Below are 15,465 nucleotides of genomic sequence, written 5' to 3' on the forward strand. Positions count from 1 at the left end.
GCGTTCAGTCGATCCGCCGCACCAGTATCTGGTTGCCCGATCCGCGCTTTGTTTCGAATATCTTCAGATCGGCAATGAGATCGCTCAGCTTCTTCTTGCCGTAGCTGCGCGTATCGAAATCCGGATTGGCCGCGGTGATGAACTGGCCCAGGGGACCCAGCGCATACCAGTCGTCTTCCTGATCGATACTGTCCATGGCCTTCAGGATCAGATCGCGCGCTTCTGGCAGGTTGCCCGACGCACGCGGTTCCGCCCGGGCCGCAGGCTTGCCCGCAGGATCGGCCCCTTCCAGGTTCTCAAGAAAGATGAACCGCTTGCAGGCCTTGCGAAACGCCTCGGGCGTCTTTTGCGCCCCGATGCCAAACACATCCAGCCCCTGTTCGCGGATACGGCTGGCCAGCCGCGTGAAGTCGCTATCGGACGAGATCAGCACGAAGCCGTCGAACCGGCCCGAATGCATCAGGTCCATCGCGTCGATGACCAGGGCAATGTCGGATGCGTTCTTGCCCACGGTATTTGCGGGCTGATGATGCGGCACCAGACCGAACTCGGCCTGCACCTTGTTCCAGCCGCTCATCTGCGTGCTGGAAAAATCGCCATAGACGCGGCGGACGCTTGCCTCGCCCATGCCTGCGATCTCCTCGAAAATGGCGCGCGTCCATTTCGGCGAGGTATTGTCGGCGTCGATCAGCACGGCCAGAAGCGGCGGGCGGGCGGGATTGTCCATAGGTCTGTCCGTTCTGTCAGGTTGCGCCCGCCGCCCCCTCGGGCAGCAGGCTGCGATACATCACCAGCGCATCCACATAGCCCTCTACGGGATGCAGATAGGCACCGGGCAGGCGTCCCACGATCTTGAACCCTGCCGCCTGCCACATCGCAACCGCCCGGGTATTGGTGCCGATCACGAAGTTGAACTGCATCGCACGGTAGCCCGATTGCGCCGCGCGGTCCAGCGCATCGGCCAGCATGGCCCGTGCCACCCCGCGCCCCTGCGCCGCCTGCGATGTCACAAAACCGCAATTGCACACATGCGCGCCGCCACCCTCGGCATTTGGCCGGATGTAGTAGCTGCCCAGCACCTGGCCATCCGCCTCGGCCACGCGCACCTCGCGGCCCGGCCCGAACCAATAGGCCAGCGCGTCGGCCTCGGAAATGGCGGGGTCGATCGCATAGGTTTCACCGGCCCGGAACACGGGCCGCAGAATATCCCAGACCGCCGCGTGATCTGCCACCGTCGCCGCACGCATCGTCACATCATTCATGGTGCAACCCTGCTTCTTCTTGCCGGAAATATCCCCGCCGGAGGCATCCGACAGCACCGCCTGACGCCTCCGCCGAAAGATGGATCAATAGGTCACGACCGCGCGGATCGACTTGCCCTCATGCATCAGATCGAAGCCTTTGTTGATCTCGTCCAGGGTCAGGATATGGGTGATCATCGGGTCGATCTCGATCTTGCCATCCATGTACCAGTCGACGAATTTCGGCACATCGGTCCGGCCCTTCGCACCGCCGAAGGCCGTGCCCTTCCAGACCCGCCCGGTGACCAGCTGGAACGGCCGCGTGCCGATCTCGGCCCCCGCGGGCGCCACGCCGATGATGACCGACACGCCCCAGCCGCGATGCGAGCATTCCAGCGCATCGCGCATCACCTTGACGTTGCCGGTGGCATCGAAGGAATAATCCACGCCGCCGATATGGTCGATCCCGCGCTTGGTCAGGTTCACGATCTCCTGCACCACGGATCCTTCGATCTTGGACGGGTTGATGAAATGCGTCATCCCGAACTTGCGTGCCATCACTTCCTTGTCGTCGTTCAGATCGACACCGATGATCATGTCGGCACCCGCCATCCGCAGGCCCTGGATCACGTTCAGGCCGATCCCGCCCAGACCGAAGACGGCCGCCGTCGATCCGATCTCGACACCCGCGGTGTTGATCACCGCGCCGATACCCGTTGTCACGCCGCAACCGATATAGCAGATCTTGTCGAATGGCGCGTCCTCGCGCACCTTGGCCAGCGCAATCTCGGGCATGACCGAGTGATTGGCGAAGGTCGAGCAGCCCATGTAGTGATAGATCGGGGTGCCATCCAGCATCGAAAAGCGCGTGGTGCCATCGGGCATCAGGCCCTGGCCTTGCGTGTTGCGGATCGCCGTGCACAGGTTGGTCTTGCCGGACAGGCAGGAATAGCACTCGCGGCATTCTGGTGTGTAAAGCGGGATCACGTGATCGCCGGGTTTCAGCGTGGTGACGCCCTCGCCAACCTCGATCACGATACCTGCGCCCTCATGGCCCAGGATGCAGGGAAACAGCCCCTCGGGGTCCGCGCCGGAACGGGTGAATTCATCGGTGTGGCAAATGCCCGTCGCCTTGATCTCGATCAGGACTTCACCCTTCTTCGGGCCGTCCAGGTTCACCTCCATGATTTCCAGCGGTTTTCCGGCCTCAAGGGCCACGGCGGCACGTGTGCGCATGTCTTGCATCCTCCTGTTGTTGGGCGCCACCTTTTGCGAAAGCGCGCCGATCTTCAACCTCCTCCTACCCGGCGGCCGGGTTTCGGTCTAGGCTGCAAGCGGATCAATTGCAGCAAAGGCCGACATTCATGGGTTACAATGCTCCTGCCGCTTTTGGCGCAATCCTGTTTCTGATGGCCTGCATGCCCGAAAACCCCGCAACCGATTCCGCTGCCGCCGCCCAGGCTGCCGCCCAAGCCGCCGCTGTGCCTCCCGCGGACGCTTGCGGAGCGGCGACGCTGCAATCGCTGGTCGGCCAGCCTGTTGTGGATCAGGACTTTTCCGGGATCGGCACGGCGCAACGGATCATGGCGGATGGCAGCCCGATGACAATGGATTACCGCGCGGACCGGCTGAACGTGACCTACGACGGCAAGGGCCGGATCACCCGGATCTGGTGCGGCTGAGGGTAGGGACTCGACTCTGCACGACGCGGGCTCTAGGTTTGAACAAATAGTGAACATATTGCCACAAAGCTGCCCATGGCCCCGAAACGAATCCTTTCGCTCTGGTTTCCCCGCCTTGGCGCGGAACGGCTGCTGCGTGCGCTGCGCGGCCTGCCGGACGCGCCTTTCGCGGTGATCGAACAGGCGGGATCGGCGCAGCGGATCGCCTCGGTCTCGGTGCTGGCGCAGGCGGCGGGGCTCTATCCGGGTCAGCCGCTGCGCGATGCGCTGGCAATCTGCCCCGCACTGGTGACGCAAGCCCGCGATGCGGCGGCCGAGGCGGCGTTTCTGACGCGCCTGCGCCGCTGGGCCGGGCGCTGGTCACCGCTGGTGGCGGAAGAGGCCCCCGATGCGCTGGCCCTCGACATCACCGGCTGCGCGCATCTGTTCGGGGGCGAGGCCGCGATGGTCGACCAGATCGGCGCCGCGCTGGAGGGTATGGGCCTGTCCGTGCAGGCCGGGCTGGCCGATACGCCGGGGGCGGCCTGGGCGCTGGCGCGTCATGCCGGAGGCCGCGCCGCCACAGGGCGCAGCGGCGACGCCATCCAGCAAGAGGCGCGGGCGACACGGTCGCGCGCCGCGAACCGGCCACGGCATGACAGGGGCGCCAGCGCCATCACGACCTTCGCCCCTGCCATCGCCGCCGTGGGGCAGACCCATTCCGCCATTGCCCGCCTGCCCGTCGCGGCCTTGCGCCTGGATCCGGACACCGTGGCGCAATTGACCCGGCTTGGCCTGCGCCATGTCGGCGATCTGACGGGCCAGCCGCGCGCCGCCCTGGCGCGACGCTTCGGCAAGGGGCTGGTGTTGCGACTGGATCAGGCCCTGGGCAGCGCACCCGAACCGATCAGCCCGGCGCGCCCTGACACGGCCTTTGCCACGCGGATCAGCCTGCCCGACCCCGTCGGACTGGAGGCCGACATCCTGGCCGCGATCGACCGGTTGCTGGACCGGCTGTGCCAGTTGCTGGCCGACAAGCGGCAGGGCGCGCGGATCATCCGGCTGGAGGCCTATCGCAGCGATGGCAAGCGGCAGGAGATCACGCTGACGCTGGCCCGCGCCAGCCATGATCCCGCGCGCATCCGCCCCTTGCTGGCCATGCGGCTGGGCACGATCGACGCGGGTTTCGGCATCGACATGTTCCGGCTCGAGGCGCTGCGCACCGAGCCACTGCATGACAAACAGGCCAGCGGCCATCTGGACGCCGCCCGCGCCGCCGCCAGCCGCGCCGCGCGCGACACCGCGCTTGAGGATCTGATGGCCCGCATGGGCGCGCGGATCGGGATGGAGGCGATCACCCGCCACCATCCCGGCAACAGCCATATCCCGGAAAAAGCCGCACAGGTCCTGGCCGCGGCCTGGTCCGAGCCCGTGGCCAACTGGCCTGCCCCTCCAGCGCCACGTCCCCTGCTGCTGTGGCGGCCCGAGCCGGTGACCGCGCCCGACACACCCGACCCGCCCGCGCGGTTCCGCTGGCGGCGGCGCGATCTGGCGATGGCCTGCGCGCAGGGTCCCGAACGCATCGCACCGGAATGGTGGCTGGACGAGCCCGACTGGCGCAGCGGCACGCGCGATTACTGGATCGTCACCACGATCTGCGGCACGCGCCTGTGGCTGTTCTTCGCCCATGGCGCCACGATGTCGCGTGGCTGGTTCTGCCATGGCAGCTTCGCCTGACCTGGCCGCACCCTCGGGAATATGAGTATTTATGGAAAGATGAAGGACAGGCCAGTTCCCTGCTTCATCGTTCCCCAAATACTCGAAAGCGGCAGGGCGGCAGGCGCTGCGCCTCACACGGCGCGCAACCCGCCCAGCACGAAATCAGCCGCCAGATCGGCATAGGCGGCGCGGCTGAGGCCCTTGCCGGGACGATGCCACATGTAGAACCAATTGAGGATGCCATAGACCGACATCGTAAGCGCGCGCAGGCGGTCCGGGTCCAGACCCGGTCGCTCGGCATCCACCGCCTCGGACATGACGGCAACCAGCCGCCGCTGCGCCGCGATCAGCGGGGTCTGCCGTTCCGGCGGCAATGTCGCCAGAGCGTCCAGTTGCAGCTTGTGCTCGGCATCCGCATCCTCATAGGCGGACAGCACCGCCCGGATCACGCCGCGGATCCCGTCCCCCTGAACAGCCTGAGCGGCTTCGACCACCTCGACCAATGCGCCGAGATGATCGTCCAGGATGTCGAACAGCAGGTCCTCCTTGCTGGCGTAGTAGTGATATATCAACGCCTTGGACACGCCACAGTGCTTTGCTGCCCCGGTCATCGACGCGCGGTCATACCCGTGTCGGGCAAAGTAGTCCGCCGCCCCCTTGCGCAGGGCGGCGCGTTTTTCATCGTGATCGCGTGCCAGCCCGCGCGCCATGTCAGGCGCCCTTGGGGCGGTTGTCGACGATGCGTACGGCCTTGCCCTCGCTGCGGGTCACGCCACCCGGATCGGCGACATGGATCTCGACCGAAATACCGACTGTCTGCTTGATCCGGTGCGACATGTCCCGCGCCGCCGCCTCGCGCCCCGAAGGACCGACGCCTTCGCAGGCCTCGCAGAGCACGCGCATGGCGTCCATCCGGCCCTTGCGGTGCAATTCGATCTGGAAATGCGGGGCCAGGTCGCGGACCTGCATCAGCACTTCCTCGATCTGGGTCGGAAAGACGTTCACGCCGCGCAGGATGATCATGTCGTCACTGCGCCCGGTTATCTTTTCCATCCGCCGCATCGACCGCGCCGTGCCCGGCATCAGCCGCGTCAGGTCGCGGGTGCGATACCGCACGATCGGAAACGCCTGCTTGGTGAGCGAGGTGAAGACCAGCTCGCCCAGCTCGCCATCCGGCAGAACCTCTCCGGTTTCGGGGTTGATCACCTCGGGATAGAAATGATCCTCCCAGATGTGCAGCCCGTCCTTGCTCTCCACGCATTCATTGGCGACACCCGGCCCGATCACCTCGGACAGGCCGTAGATATCCACCGCATGCATGTCGAAGGCATCCTCGATCTCGCGGCGCATGGCGTTGGTCCAGGGTTCGGCCCCGAATATGCCCACCTTGAGCGGGGATTTGCGCGGGTCGAGCCCCTGCTTGGCGTATTCGTCCAGGATCGACAGCGCGTAGGAAGGTGTCACGGTAATCCCATCCGCCCGGAAATCCTCGATCAGGCGCACCTGGCGCGGTGTCATGCCGCCGGAGACCGGCACCGTGGTCAGGCCCAGCTTGTCAGCCCCCAGATGGATACCCAGGCCGCCGGTGAACAGACCATAGCCATAGGCGTTGTGCAGGATATGCCCCGGCCGCAGACCGGCCGCGCGCAAGCTGCGCGCCACGACCGTGCCCCAGACATCCAGATCGGCCTTCGTATATCCGACCACGGTGGGCTGGCCTGTCGTGCCGGATGAGGCATGAACCCGCGCCACCTGTTCGCGTGGTACGGCGAACATCCCGAAGGGGTAGTTCGCGCGCAGATCGCCCTTGGTGGTGAAGGGAAACTTCGCCAGATCCGACAGGGACTTGAGGTCATCCGGGTGCACCCCCGCCGCATCGAAAGCGGCGCGGTAGTGGGGCACGTTGTCATAGGCGTGACGCAGCGACCACTTCATGCGGGTCAGTTGCAGCGCGGCGATCTCGTCACGGCTGGCGGTCTCGATCGGTTCAAGGTCGCCGGGTTTGGGAGAGAGGTCTTCCATCACACCGCCTCCAGCATCAGGGCGATGCCCTGGCCCACGCCGATGCACATGGTGCAGATCGCGCGCTTCGCCCTGGCGTCGGACAGGTTGATTGCCGCCGTCAGCGCCAGCCGCGCGCCGGACATGCCCAGCGGATGGCCCAGCGCGATGGCCCCGCCATGCGGGTTCACATGGTCCGCGTCATCGGACAGGCCCAGCTGGCGCATGGTGGCCAGGCCCTGCGCGGCGAACGCCTCGTTCAACTCGATGAAATCAACCTCACCGATCGTCAACCCGTGCCGATCCAGCAGCGCCTGGGTCGCGGGCGCGGGCCCGATCCCCATGATGCGCGGGGCGACACCGAGCGTCGCCATGGACACGATCCGCGCTTTTGGCGTCAGGCCATACTTTGCCACTGCATCGGCCGAGGCCACGATTAGCGCCGCCGCCCCATCGTTGACGCCCGAGGCATTGCCCGCCGTGACGCTGCCACCCTCGCGGAAGGGTGTCGGCAGCGCGGCCAGCTTTTCCAGCGTCGTGGCGCGGGGATGTTCGTCGCGGTCCACGACCACGGCATCGCCCTTGCGCTGCGGGATTGTCACAGGCGCAATCTCGCGCGCCAGACGACCGCTTTCGATGGCCGCAATCGCGCGGGTCTGGCTGCGCAAGGCGAAGGCATCCTGATCGGCGCGGGAAATCCCGAAATCCGCGGCCACGTTCTCGGCCGTCTCGGGCATGGAATCGGTCCCGTAAGCCTTGTGCATCGCCCGGTTCACGAACCGCCAGCCGATGGTGGTGTCATAGATCTCGGCCCGGCGGGAAAAGGCGCTGTCGGCTTTCGGCATCACCAGCGGCGCGCGGCTCATCGATTCGACGCCGCCTGCCAGCACTACTTCGGCCTCGCCTGTCTTGACGGCGCGCGCGGCTTGGCCCACGGCATCCAGACCCGATCCGCAGAGCCGGTTCACGGTCACGCCAGGCACGCCTTCACCCAGGCCCGCCAGCAACACCGCCATACGCGCGACGTTGCGGTTATCCTCGCCTGCCTGGTTGGCGCAGCCCATGATCGCCTCGTCCACCGTCATTCCGGGGAATTGCGCCATCACCGCGCGGATCACGCCCGCCAGCATGTCATCGGGGCGCACCGAGGACAGCGCCCCGCCGTAGCGTCCGATAGGGGTGCGCAACCCCTCGCACAGGAATGCTTCTCTCATGCCTCGTCCTCCTTGAAATGGGTCCCGGAAATCTGCCGCGACAAGCCCCGGAACAGGGCGACCTTGCGCCCGTCCTCGCCCGTCACGACCACATCATAGACACCGGACCTGCCGGCCAGATGCATCTCTTGCGCCGTGGCGGTCAGGATCTCGTCCGACTTGCCTGGGCTCAGGTAGGTGATCGTATTCTCTTGTGCCACGACCAGCTTGTTGTGGCTGTTGCAGGCATAGGCGAAGGCCGTATCGGCCAGCGTGAAGATATAGCCACCATGACAGATGCCATGCCCGTTCAGATGATCGGGGCGCACGGCCATGGTCATCACCGCCTGACCGGGCGCGATGCGGACCAGCACCATCTCCAGCGCGTGGGCCGCCACATCGGTGGACCACATCGCGGCGGCCGAGCGTTCGGCGCGTTCCTGAGGCGTCATGGTCTCTCCTCCCCGTGACAATGATCGTAACCTGCACAAAACCGACCGCGCGGTCAAGAGTATTGCTTTGTGCGAAAACCTGCGCCATGCTGCGCGTCACACAGCGCGATCTCAAGGGAGGATTTTCAATGCTCAGACCCCATAGCCATGCCTGCGGCCAGTGGATCGCGCCGGGGGATGCAGCCACGGATATCATCGGCCCCGTGACCGGGAAGGTCATCGCGCGGGCAGGCGGTGCGCCTCTCGACATGCAGGCAATGCTGGATCATGCGCGGGGCGTCGGCGGCCCTGCCCTGCGCGCCATGGGATTTCACGACCGCGCCCGGATGATCAAGGCGCTGGCCGGATATCTGGACACCCACAAGGAACAGCTTTACGCGCTGAACCCGCTGACCGGGGCCACGCGGCGCGATGGCTGGGTCGATATCGACGGCGGCATCGGCACCATGGGTCTGTTCGCCTCGAAGGGGCGGCGCGAGATGCCGGATGGTCATGTCTATATCGACGGCGATGTCGAAATGCTCAGCCGCAAGGGGACATTCCTAGGCCAGCATGTCGCCGTCCCGCTGCAAGGCGTTGCCGTGCAGATCAACGCCTTCAACTTCCCGGTCTGGGGGATGCTGGAAAAGCTGGCCCCCGCGCTGCTGGCCGGCGTCCCCTCGATCGTCAAACCTGCGACGCAGACCTGCTACCTGACCGAGGCTTGCGTGCGGTTGATCATCGACAGCGGCATCCTGCCCGAAGGTGCGCTGCAACTGGTTATCGGACGTACGGGCGACCTGCTGGACCGACTGGGCGCGCAGGATGTGGTGGCCTTCACCGGCTCTGCCGATACTGCGCTGATGTTGCGCAGCAATCCCGCCTTGATGCGCCATTCCACGCGTTTCATGGCGGAACAGGACAGTCTGAACGCCTCTGTCCTGGGTCCCGACGCGGGGCCGGACAGCGCCGAATTCGCGCTGTTCATCAAGGAAGCGGTGACCGAGATCACCACGAAGGCCGGGCAGAAATGCACGGCCACCCGCCGCCTGATCGTGCCTGCGGGAATGATGGACGCGGTTGGCGGGGCACTGTCCGAAAATCTTGCCGCCATCAGCATCGGCAACCCTTCGGCCGAGGGCGTGCGGATGGGGGCGCTGGCCTCGCACGCGCAGAAGGCGGATGTGCTGGCCCGGCTCGCCCAGTTGCAGACCGAGGCGCGGCTGATCCATGGCGATCCGTCCAAGATGACGCTTGTGGATGCAGATCCTGAACAGGCCTTCCTGCCGCCCATGATTCTGTCCTGCGCCGACCCTGACGCCGCCCGCCTGGTGCATGCGGTCGAAGCCTTCGGCCCCCTCTCCACCCTGATGCCATACCGCGACACCGCCCATGCGGCGGCGCTGGCCAATCGTGGCGGCGGCTCGCTGGTCTGCTCGCTCTTTACGGCCGATCCCGGCGTGGCGCGGGCCATCGTGCTGGACAGTGCGGCATGGCATGGCCGCATCTACATCAACAACGCCGCCTCGGCGGCCGAGGCGACGGGCCACGGCTCTCCGCTTCCCCACATGGTGCATGGCGGCCCCGGTCGCGCCGGCGGCGGCGAGGAGTTGGGCGGCGTCCGCGGCGTGCTGCACTACATGCAGCGCACCGCCATCCAGGCCAGCCCCGACATGCTGAGCGCGATCACCGGCACATGGGTGCAGGGCAGTGCGACCACGACAGGACCCGCCCATCCCTTCCAGCGAACATTCACCGAAATCGCCATCGGCGAGACGATCCACACCGACCCGCGCGCCGTGAGCCTCGACGATATCGAACATTTCGCCCATTTCACCGGCGACACGTTCTACGCCCATATGGACGAGGACGCTGCCCGCGCGAACCCCTTCTTCCCCGGTCGGGTGGCGCATGGCTACCTGCTGCTCAGCTTTGCGGCGGGTCTGTTCGTACAGCCCGACCCCGGCCCGGTTCTGGCCAATACCGGGCTCAACGCGCTCAGCTTCCAGAAACCTGTCAGCCCCGGCGACGGCATTCGCGTGGCCCTGACCTGCAAGCGCAAGACCCGGCGCACCGACAGCTATGGCGAGGTGGCCTGGAACGCGACCCTGACCAATCAGGATGGGGATCAGGTCGCGCGATATGAACTTCTGACGATGGTGGCTTATGACCGGCCCTAGGGCAGATCAGGGCTTCTTCTTGCTCCAAATATCCATCCGCAGGTGCCGCATGTCACTAATGGTTCAGTTGGCCACGCAATCCGTGTAACAGGCGGATATGGACCCGCTTGATCCCGTCATAACGGCGCTACATGCCGAATCCCGCCTGCGCGTCTGGTCGCTGGTGATCACCGTTTTCGGCGATTGCGTGCAGCATCGCGGCGGGGCGATCTCGACCGCGCGCCTCGGACGGCTTCTGGGCCGCATCGGCGTAGAGCCGGGCGCGCTCCGCACGGCCCTGTCACGGCTGGGCCGCGATGGCTGGGTGGACAGCGAACGTGCCGGACGCGTGAGCCATTACCGGCTCAGCCCCTCGGGTCTTGCCCGCTTCACCGAGGCGACCGGCCGCATCTATGCGCCCCCGCGTCATGCGCCGGTCAGCGAATGGGCGCTGTCATCCGAGGGGGCGCCGCAGAGTGCGGTCTCCCTTGGCGGTCTGTGGCTGGCCCCCGCCGATACACCGCAGCCACCGCACCCCGCCTTCCGCCTTGTCGGACAGCTCACGGATCTTGCGCCCGCCATGCGCGACAGCCTGATCAGTAACGAACATGCCACCGCCCTGCGCCGCCTGATGGCTGATCTGGGCCAGCTTGGCGCGTTGGCGGCGGATCCGCTGACCCATGCCGCCGCGCGCATTCTGCTGATCCATCGCTGGCGACGGATCGTGCTGCGCTACCCGGACCTGCCGCCCGAGGTTCTGCCTGCCGACCTGTCGGCTTTGGCGCCACGGGCGCGCGTCGCGGCTGCCTACCATCACCTGACCCCCGGCGCCGAGACCTGGCTGGACAGCACCGAAGGTGAAATTGCCGCCATGCCCCCGGCCGATGCCAGCCTGGCGCGGCGTTTCTGCAGGGACTGATCCGCAGAGGGGTTGATTTCGCAGGGCATCAGCGCAACTCTGGCCGCATGACCGCGCAACCACCCATCCCGATCGTCACGGCGCAGGCGCCCGAACAGGTCGCCTTCGACAGGTTCGAACTGGGACAGATCCTTACCCTTTACGGGCGCATGGTGGCCATGGGCGAATGGCGCGACTACGGGATTTCCCATCTGCGCGAGGTCGCCGTCTTCTCGATCTTCCGACGGACGGCGGAAAACCCCATCTACCGGATCGAAAAACGGCCCAAACTGCGCAACAAGCAGGGCCTCTATGCGGTGATCGGCATGGACGGACAGGTTCTCAAGCGCGGGCAGGATCTGCGCGCGGTACTGCGGGTGCTTGAACGCAAGCTGATCCGCGCGGTGGATTGACGCGTGGCTCAACCGCCTTCGCAAAGCCGCATGATCCGTCATGTCGCCATCATCGGTGCCGGTCTGATCGGGGCCAGCTGGGCCGCGCTTTTTCTGTCAAAAGGGCTGCGTGTCACGGTCTGTGATCCGGCGCAAACCGCGCTGGACAAGCTTGCACCTTTCATCACCGCCGCTTGGCAGGATCTGGCGCAATTGGACGATATCGCCGCCGCGCCACCTTTCGACAGGCTGCACGTGACGCAGGAGATCGCCGCGGCCTCTTTGGGCGCCGACATGGTGCAGGAATGCGGCCCGGACCGAATCGCGATCAAGCGTCAGATCGTGGCGCAGATCGAGACGTCGCTTGCACCGGGCGCAATCATTGCCTCGTCAACCTCATCCCTCATGGCCAGCGACATCCAGGATGGGGCAAAGCATCCCGAACGCATCCTTGTGGCCCATCCGATGAACCCACCCCATCTGGTGCCGCTGGTGGAACTTGTGGCGGGCCGCGCCACAGACCCTGAAAAAGTTGACACCCTGCGCGCCTTCTATGACAGCATCGGCCGCGTGACCGTGGTCGTGCAAAAGGAACGCGTCGGCCATCTGGCGAACCGCCTGACCTCGGCCCTCTACCGCGAGGCGGTCAGCCTTGTCGCCGAAGGCGTCGCTACGGTGGCGGATGTTGATCGCGCCATCGCCCACGGGCCGGGGCTGCGCTGGGCCTTCATGGGGCCGCACCTGACCTATCATCTGGGCGGCGGCGCGGGGGGCTATCGCCATTATCTCGATCATCTGGGGCCCACGCAGGTGGCGCGATGGGCGGATCAGACCGCACCAGAGCTGACGCCTGACCTGATCGAAACCCTCGTGGCCGGGATCGAGGCCGCAACCGAAGGGGAAAGCACCGCAGACCTTGCCCGGCGCCGGGATGCCGCGCTGGTGGCGCTGGCCAAGCTGAAACGCACATTGGGGGCATGACGGCCCCTTTCATCTTTCCAGAAATACTCAAGAAAAACCCGGCCGCCTCAGCCCGGACGGCGATGGGCGGTCACGGGCCCGCCACCCTGCGCTGCGATCCGGGCCACTGCCTCGGCCAGACCTTCGAAGGCGACGGCCATATGGTGGGCATTGGCGTGCAGAATCATCTCCCGCCCCGAGACCCAGGCGACGTGCCCCTTCCAGAACAACAGGTCACCACGGCGCGGTGGCGTGCCTTCGGTCACAGGCTGGCCCAGGCCACTGGCCTGAAGATCGCTGTCACCGGGGCAGGCGATCCCGCAGGCGAGGCAGGCGGCCTGCACCAGACCTGAACAGTCGATGCCGAAAGCGCTGTTGCCCCCCCAGAGGTAAGGCGTGCCCAGCAAAAGCGTCGCGATCGTCACCGGGTCGTCGGCATGCTGGTCCAGCGGCGCAAGATGGCTGGCCGGCACATAGCCTGCATCGGTCAATACAAAGCGGCCGTCATGTTCCAATGCCGTCAGGCGGCTGCCAAAGCTCAGGCTTGCGATGTCGGGCGACTTGATGTCGGCGGCGGCATAGGCATGGGTCGCGCGGGTGATCACCCGCATATCCGGTGCCGCGCCTTCACGCAGGGCCTTGCCGGGAACATAGCCGACATAGCCATCGCGCGCGGCCTGCACGAAACACCAGCCGTCAAGATCCTCGAATACGGTCACGGCCTCGCCGCGCAGCAATTCACGCTCGCGCCGCCCCTGCGGGGCATCACGTAGCGCCACGACCGGGTCCGCGACCAGACGCCCCCAACCTTCCACGTAGCGCGCCGCATCGACCTGCCCCTTGAGGGACAGGGAGGCCACGCGCGCGTTGGCGGGGGTCAGGCGGCGGTCATGCGTCACAGGCCCAGCACCTCGGGCAGCGCCTCCAGCAGGGCGCGCGCGCCCATGCCCACCCCGCCCTTGGGGCGCGCCGGGGCGGCGCTGGGTTGCCAGCCATAGATGTCGAAATGCGTGTAGCGCTGGCCTTCGCCCGCGAAGCGGCGCAAGAACAGCGCGGCGGTGATCGCCCCGGCAAAGCCGGATTTCGGCGCATTGTCCAGATCGGCGATGCCGGGTTCGATATCCGCCTCATAGGGGGTCCAGAAGGGCAGGCGCCAGACCGGATCGGCCACGCGCGACGCTGCGGCCTCAAGGGCTGCCGCAACACCGGCGTCATCGGTGAAATAGGGCGACAGGTCAGGCCCCAGCGCAACGCGGGCCGCCCCTGTCAGCGTCGCCATCGACACCATCAGATCGGGGCTTTCCTCGGCTCCCAGGGCCAGGGCGTCGCCCAGAACCAGACGGCCTTCGGCATCGGTATTGTTGATCTCGACCGTCAGCCCCTTGCGCGAGGGCAGGATATCGCCCGGCCGCATGGCCCCTGCGCTTATCGCGTTCTCCACCGCCGGGATCAGCACGCGCAACCGCACCTTGAGGCCAAGTGCCATGATCATATGCGCCAGTCCCAGAACCGTGGCGGCACCGCCCATGTCCTTTTTCATCAGCCCCATGCTAGAGGACGGCTTGATGTTCAACCCGCCAGTGTCGAAACACACGCCCTTGCCCACCAGCGTCAGACGCGGCCCGGCATCGCCCCAGCGCAGGTCGATCAGCCGGGGTTCCTGCGCGGCGGCACGGCCAACCGCGTGGATCATGGGAAAGTTCTGCTCAAGCAGCGCGGCACCCCGGATGACCTGCGTCCCGGCGCCGTGGCGCGCCGCAAGTTCAAGACAGGCGGCTTCCAGCGCATCAGGCCCCATGTCATTGGCCGGGGTGTTGATCAGGTCGCGGGTCAGGGCCTCGCCTTGTGCGATCACTTCCAGACGCGCGGCATCCACACCTTCGGGCGCGACAAGCCGGGCCGGATTGCGAGTCTGGCTGCGGTAGCGATCAAAGACATAGCCCGACAGCAACCAGCCCAGTGCCTCTTGCGCGGCACGTTCCTGCGGCAGACCCGAGGCAATGCGATACGTGCCCGCAGGCAGGTTCGCCGCGATACCGGCCAGGTGAAACCGCCCGCGCGCGCGCTGCGCCGCGCCGCCATATCCAGCCAGCACAAAGGCCGGCCTACCATCCGCGTCCGGCACCATGAGGTGCTTGCCCAACGCGGCCGAAAAGCCCGACGCGCGCACCCAGGACGCGACCTGCGCGGGCTGATCGACCAACCAGGCATCAAGGCCATCCGCGTCGATCACATGCAGGGCAAGCGTCTCAGGGGTGGCGGTGGCAAAGGTCAGGGACATGGGCGGGCCTTTCCGGCGGTATGTGAAGACAATGGCCCGTGTCGGCAACCAGAACACCGCACACAGCCTTTTCCCGCACCCTAGCGGCCCTGCCTGCAACCGCAAGGGGGCGGATCAGCCGGACAGGTCTCGCAGGTCCCAGACCTCTGTCAGAGACCGCTCCCCGATCCGCAACAGCCGCGCCAGCGTTGCCGCCAGCCCGTTATGATCGCCGCAATCGATGCAATGCGCCACATCGCGCGCGACCCGCGTCAGCCCGTGCATCCCGACCTGATCGGCAATCGCAGCCATGCACCGCACCATCTTGCGCAGGTCCGTGATCTGATCCTCGCGATACATCCGCTCGGCGCAGGCAAGGCGCACGGCCATTTCTTCCATGGCGCGGCAGATCACATCCTCTGCCGCCGCTTCGCCCAGCTGGGCATAGAGTTCCCCCAATCGGTCGGGGTTCAACAGAACAGCCTCGTTCTGCGTTAGAATCGTTACCTTGTTCAAGACTTCACCCTTGATCTCACGCCCCCACGGCATC

The 15,465-nt window shown here is 66.2% G+C and carries 16 protein-coding genes; 6 read left to right on the forward strand and 10 right to left on the reverse strand.

From position 1 onward, the window contains the following. Window positions 1-4: 4 nt before the first annotated feature. The 3 genes from ACFQ3C_RS09375 to ACFQ3C_RS09385 all read right to left on the reverse strand — a co-directional run bounded on the left by ACFQ3C_RS09375 (window position 5) and on the right by ACFQ3C_RS09385 (window position 2,477). Window positions 5-727, reverse strand: a complete 723-nt coding sequence (locus tag ACFQ3C_RS09375) for an NYN domain-containing protein (RefSeq protein WP_380790923.1) — start codon at window positions 725-727, stop codon at window positions 5-7. 16 nt (window positions 728-743) lie between these two features. Next, entirely contained in the window at window positions 744-1,262 is a 519-nt protein-coding gene (locus ACFQ3C_RS09380) for a GNAT family N-acetyltransferase (RefSeq protein WP_380790926.1), read from the reverse strand. Window positions 1,263-1,346: 84 nt separating this feature from the next. Continuing rightward, entirely contained in the window at window positions 1,347-2,477 is a 1,131-nt protein-coding gene (locus tag ACFQ3C_RS09385) for an S-(hydroxymethyl)glutathione dehydrogenase/class III alcohol dehydrogenase (RefSeq protein WP_380790928.1), read from the reverse strand. Between the two features lie 128 nt (window positions 2,478-2,605). Here ACFQ3C_RS09385 and ACFQ3C_RS09390 point away from each other — a divergent pair, with 128 nt between their 5' ends. Next, window positions 2,606-2,923: an I78 family peptidase inhibitor gene (locus tag ACFQ3C_RS09390; protein WP_380790930.1), complete on the forward strand. Its 318-nt coding sequence runs from the start codon at window positions 2,606-2,608 to the stop codon at window positions 2,921-2,923. A gap of 75 nt (window positions 2,924-2,998) precedes the next feature. Then, window positions 2,999-4,639 carry a Y-family DNA polymerase gene (locus tag ACFQ3C_RS09395; protein WP_380790933.1) on the forward strand — a complete coding sequence of 547 codons (1,641 nt, stop codon included), beginning with the start codon at window positions 2,999-3,001 and terminating at the stop codon, window positions 4,637-4,639. 113 nt (window positions 4,640-4,752) lie between these two features. On the opposite strand, the gene ACFQ3C_RS09400 is transcribed toward ACFQ3C_RS09395, so the two are convergent. The 4 genes from ACFQ3C_RS09400 to paaI are packed head-to-tail and all read right to left on the reverse strand — an operon-like array spanning window position 4,753 to window position 8,267. Continuing rightward, window positions 4,753-5,331 carry a TetR/AcrR family transcriptional regulator gene (locus ACFQ3C_RS09400; RefSeq protein ID WP_380790936.1) on the reverse strand — a complete coding sequence of 193 codons (579 nt, stop codon included), beginning with the start codon at window positions 5,329-5,331 and terminating at the stop codon, window positions 4,753-4,755. A gap of 1 nt (window position 5,332) precedes the next feature. After that, window positions 5,333-6,643, reverse strand: a complete 1,311-nt coding sequence (gene paaK / locus ACFQ3C_RS09405) for a phenylacetate--CoA ligase PaaK (RefSeq protein WP_380790938.1) — start codon at window positions 6,641-6,643, stop codon at window positions 5,333-5,335. Further along, entirely contained in the window at window positions 6,643-7,836 is a 1,194-nt protein-coding gene (gene pcaF, locus ACFQ3C_RS09410; protein ID WP_380790940.1) for a 3-oxoadipyl-CoA thiolase, read from the reverse strand. The genes paaK and pcaF overlap by 1 nt, the downstream gene beginning before the upstream one ends. Next, entirely contained in the window at window positions 7,833-8,267 is a 435-nt protein-coding gene (paaI, locus tag ACFQ3C_RS09415) for a hydroxyphenylacetyl-CoA thioesterase PaaI (RefSeq protein ID WP_380790942.1), read from the reverse strand. The genes pcaF and paaI overlap by 4 nt, the downstream gene beginning before the upstream one ends. Before the next feature lie 128 nt (window positions 8,268-8,395). Between paaI and paaZ the strand changes: the two genes are divergently transcribed. From paaZ to ACFQ3C_RS09435, 4 genes are all read left to right on the forward strand, one after another. After that, a complete protein-coding gene (paaZ, locus tag ACFQ3C_RS09420) occupies window positions 8,396-10,426 on the forward strand; it encodes a phenylacetic acid degradation bifunctional protein PaaZ (RefSeq protein ID WP_380790945.1) in 2,031 nt (676 codons plus the stop codon). Between the two features lie 97 nt (window positions 10,427-10,523). Then, window positions 10,524-11,324, forward strand: a complete 801-nt coding sequence (locus ACFQ3C_RS09425) for a PaaX family transcriptional regulator C-terminal domain-containing protein (protein WP_380790948.1) — start codon at window positions 10,524-10,526, stop codon at window positions 11,322-11,324. A 47-nt stretch (window positions 11,325-11,371) separates the two neighbouring features. After that, window positions 11,372-11,716, forward strand: a complete 345-nt coding sequence (locus ACFQ3C_RS09430) for a DUF2794 domain-containing protein (protein WP_380790951.1) — start codon at window positions 11,372-11,374, stop codon at window positions 11,714-11,716. Between the two features lie 30 nt (window positions 11,717-11,746). Beyond that, on the forward strand, window positions 11,747-12,676 hold the full coding sequence (locus ACFQ3C_RS09435) for a 3-hydroxyacyl-CoA dehydrogenase NAD-binding domain-containing protein (RefSeq protein WP_380790954.1): 930 nt from the start codon (window positions 11,747-11,749) through the stop codon (window positions 12,674-12,676). Window positions 12,677-12,723: 47 nt separating this feature from the next. Here the strand turns inward: ACFQ3C_RS09435 and ACFQ3C_RS09440 are convergent, their stop codons facing one another. The 3 genes from ACFQ3C_RS09440 to ACFQ3C_RS09450 form a co-directional block, all read right to left on the reverse strand. Further along, a complete protein-coding gene (locus ACFQ3C_RS09440; protein ID WP_380790959.1) occupies window positions 12,724-13,554 on the reverse strand; it encodes a C40 family peptidase in 831 nt (276 codons plus the stop codon). Further along, entirely contained in the window at window positions 13,551-14,936 is a 1,386-nt protein-coding gene (locus tag ACFQ3C_RS09445; RefSeq protein WP_380790961.1) for a leucyl aminopeptidase family protein, read from the reverse strand. Before ACFQ3C_RS09445 ends, ACFQ3C_RS09440 begins: the two co-directional genes overlap by 4 nt. 114 nt (window positions 14,937-15,050) lie before the next feature. Then, complete coding sequence (locus ACFQ3C_RS09450; protein WP_380790964.1) at window positions 15,051-15,431, reverse strand: hypothetical protein; 381 nt, start codon at window positions 15,429-15,431, stop codon at window positions 15,051-15,053. Window positions 15,432-15,465: the final 34 nt, after the last annotated feature.

The sequence above is a fragment of the Seohaeicola saemankumensis genome, from assembly GCF_042678485.1.
In the GTDB taxonomy this organism is placed as follows: domain Bacteria; phylum Pseudomonadota; class Alphaproteobacteria; order Rhodobacterales; family Rhodobacteraceae; genus Seohaeicola; species Seohaeicola saemankumensis.

What these genes read in the sequence shown, in the direction of transcription:
- ACFQ3C_RS09375 (WP_380790923.1), bottom strand. Translation starts at nt 727, where the DNA reads ATGGACAATCCCGCCCGCCCGCCGCTTCTGGCCGTGCTGATCGACGCC.
- ACFQ3C_RS09380 (WP_380790926.1), bottom strand. Translation starts at nt 1,262, where the DNA reads ATGAATGATGTGACGATGCGTGCGGCGACGGTGGCAGATCACGCGGCG.
- ACFQ3C_RS09385 (WP_380790928.1), bottom strand. Translation starts at nt 2,477, where the DNA reads ATGCGCACACGTGCCGCCGTGGCCCTTGAGGCCGGAAAACCGCTGGAA.
- ACFQ3C_RS09390 (WP_380790930.1), top strand. Translation starts at nt 2,606, where the DNA reads ATGGGTTACAATGCTCCTGCCGCTTTTGGCGCAATCCTGTTTCTGATG.
- ACFQ3C_RS09395 (WP_380790933.1), top strand. Translation starts at nt 2,999, where the DNA reads ATGGCCCCGAAACGAATCCTTTCGCTCTGGTTTCCCCGCCTTGGCGCG.
- ACFQ3C_RS09400 (WP_380790936.1), bottom strand. Translation starts at nt 5,331, where the DNA reads ATGGCGCGCGGGCTGGCACGCGATCACGATGAAAAACGCGCCGCCCTG.
- paaK (WP_380790938.1), bottom strand. Translation starts at nt 6,643, where the DNA reads ATGGAAGACCTCTCTCCCAAACCCGGCGACCTTGAACCGATCGAGACC.
- pcaF (WP_380790940.1), bottom strand. Translation starts at nt 7,836, where the DNA reads ATGAGAGAAGCATTCCTGTGCGAGGGGTTGCGCACCCCTATCGGACGC.
- paaI (WP_380790942.1), bottom strand. Translation starts at nt 8,267, where the DNA reads ATGACGCCTCAGGAACGCGCCGAACGCTCGGCCGCCGCGATGTGGTCC.
- paaZ (WP_380790945.1), top strand. Translation starts at nt 8,396, where the DNA reads ATGCTCAGACCCCATAGCCATGCCTGCGGCCAGTGGATCGCGCCGGGG.
- ACFQ3C_RS09425 (WP_380790948.1), top strand. Translation starts at nt 10,524, where the DNA reads ATGGACCCGCTTGATCCCGTCATAACGGCGCTACATGCCGAATCCCGC.
- ACFQ3C_RS09430 (WP_380790951.1), top strand. Translation starts at nt 11,372, where the DNA reads ATGACCGCGCAACCACCCATCCCGATCGTCACGGCGCAGGCGCCCGAA.
- ACFQ3C_RS09435 (WP_380790954.1), top strand. Translation starts at nt 11,747, where the DNA reads ATGATCCGTCATGTCGCCATCATCGGTGCCGGTCTGATCGGGGCCAGC.
- ACFQ3C_RS09445 (WP_380790961.1), bottom strand. Translation starts at nt 14,936, where the DNA reads ATGTCCCTGACCTTTGCCACCGCCACCCCTGAGACGCTTGCCCTGCAT.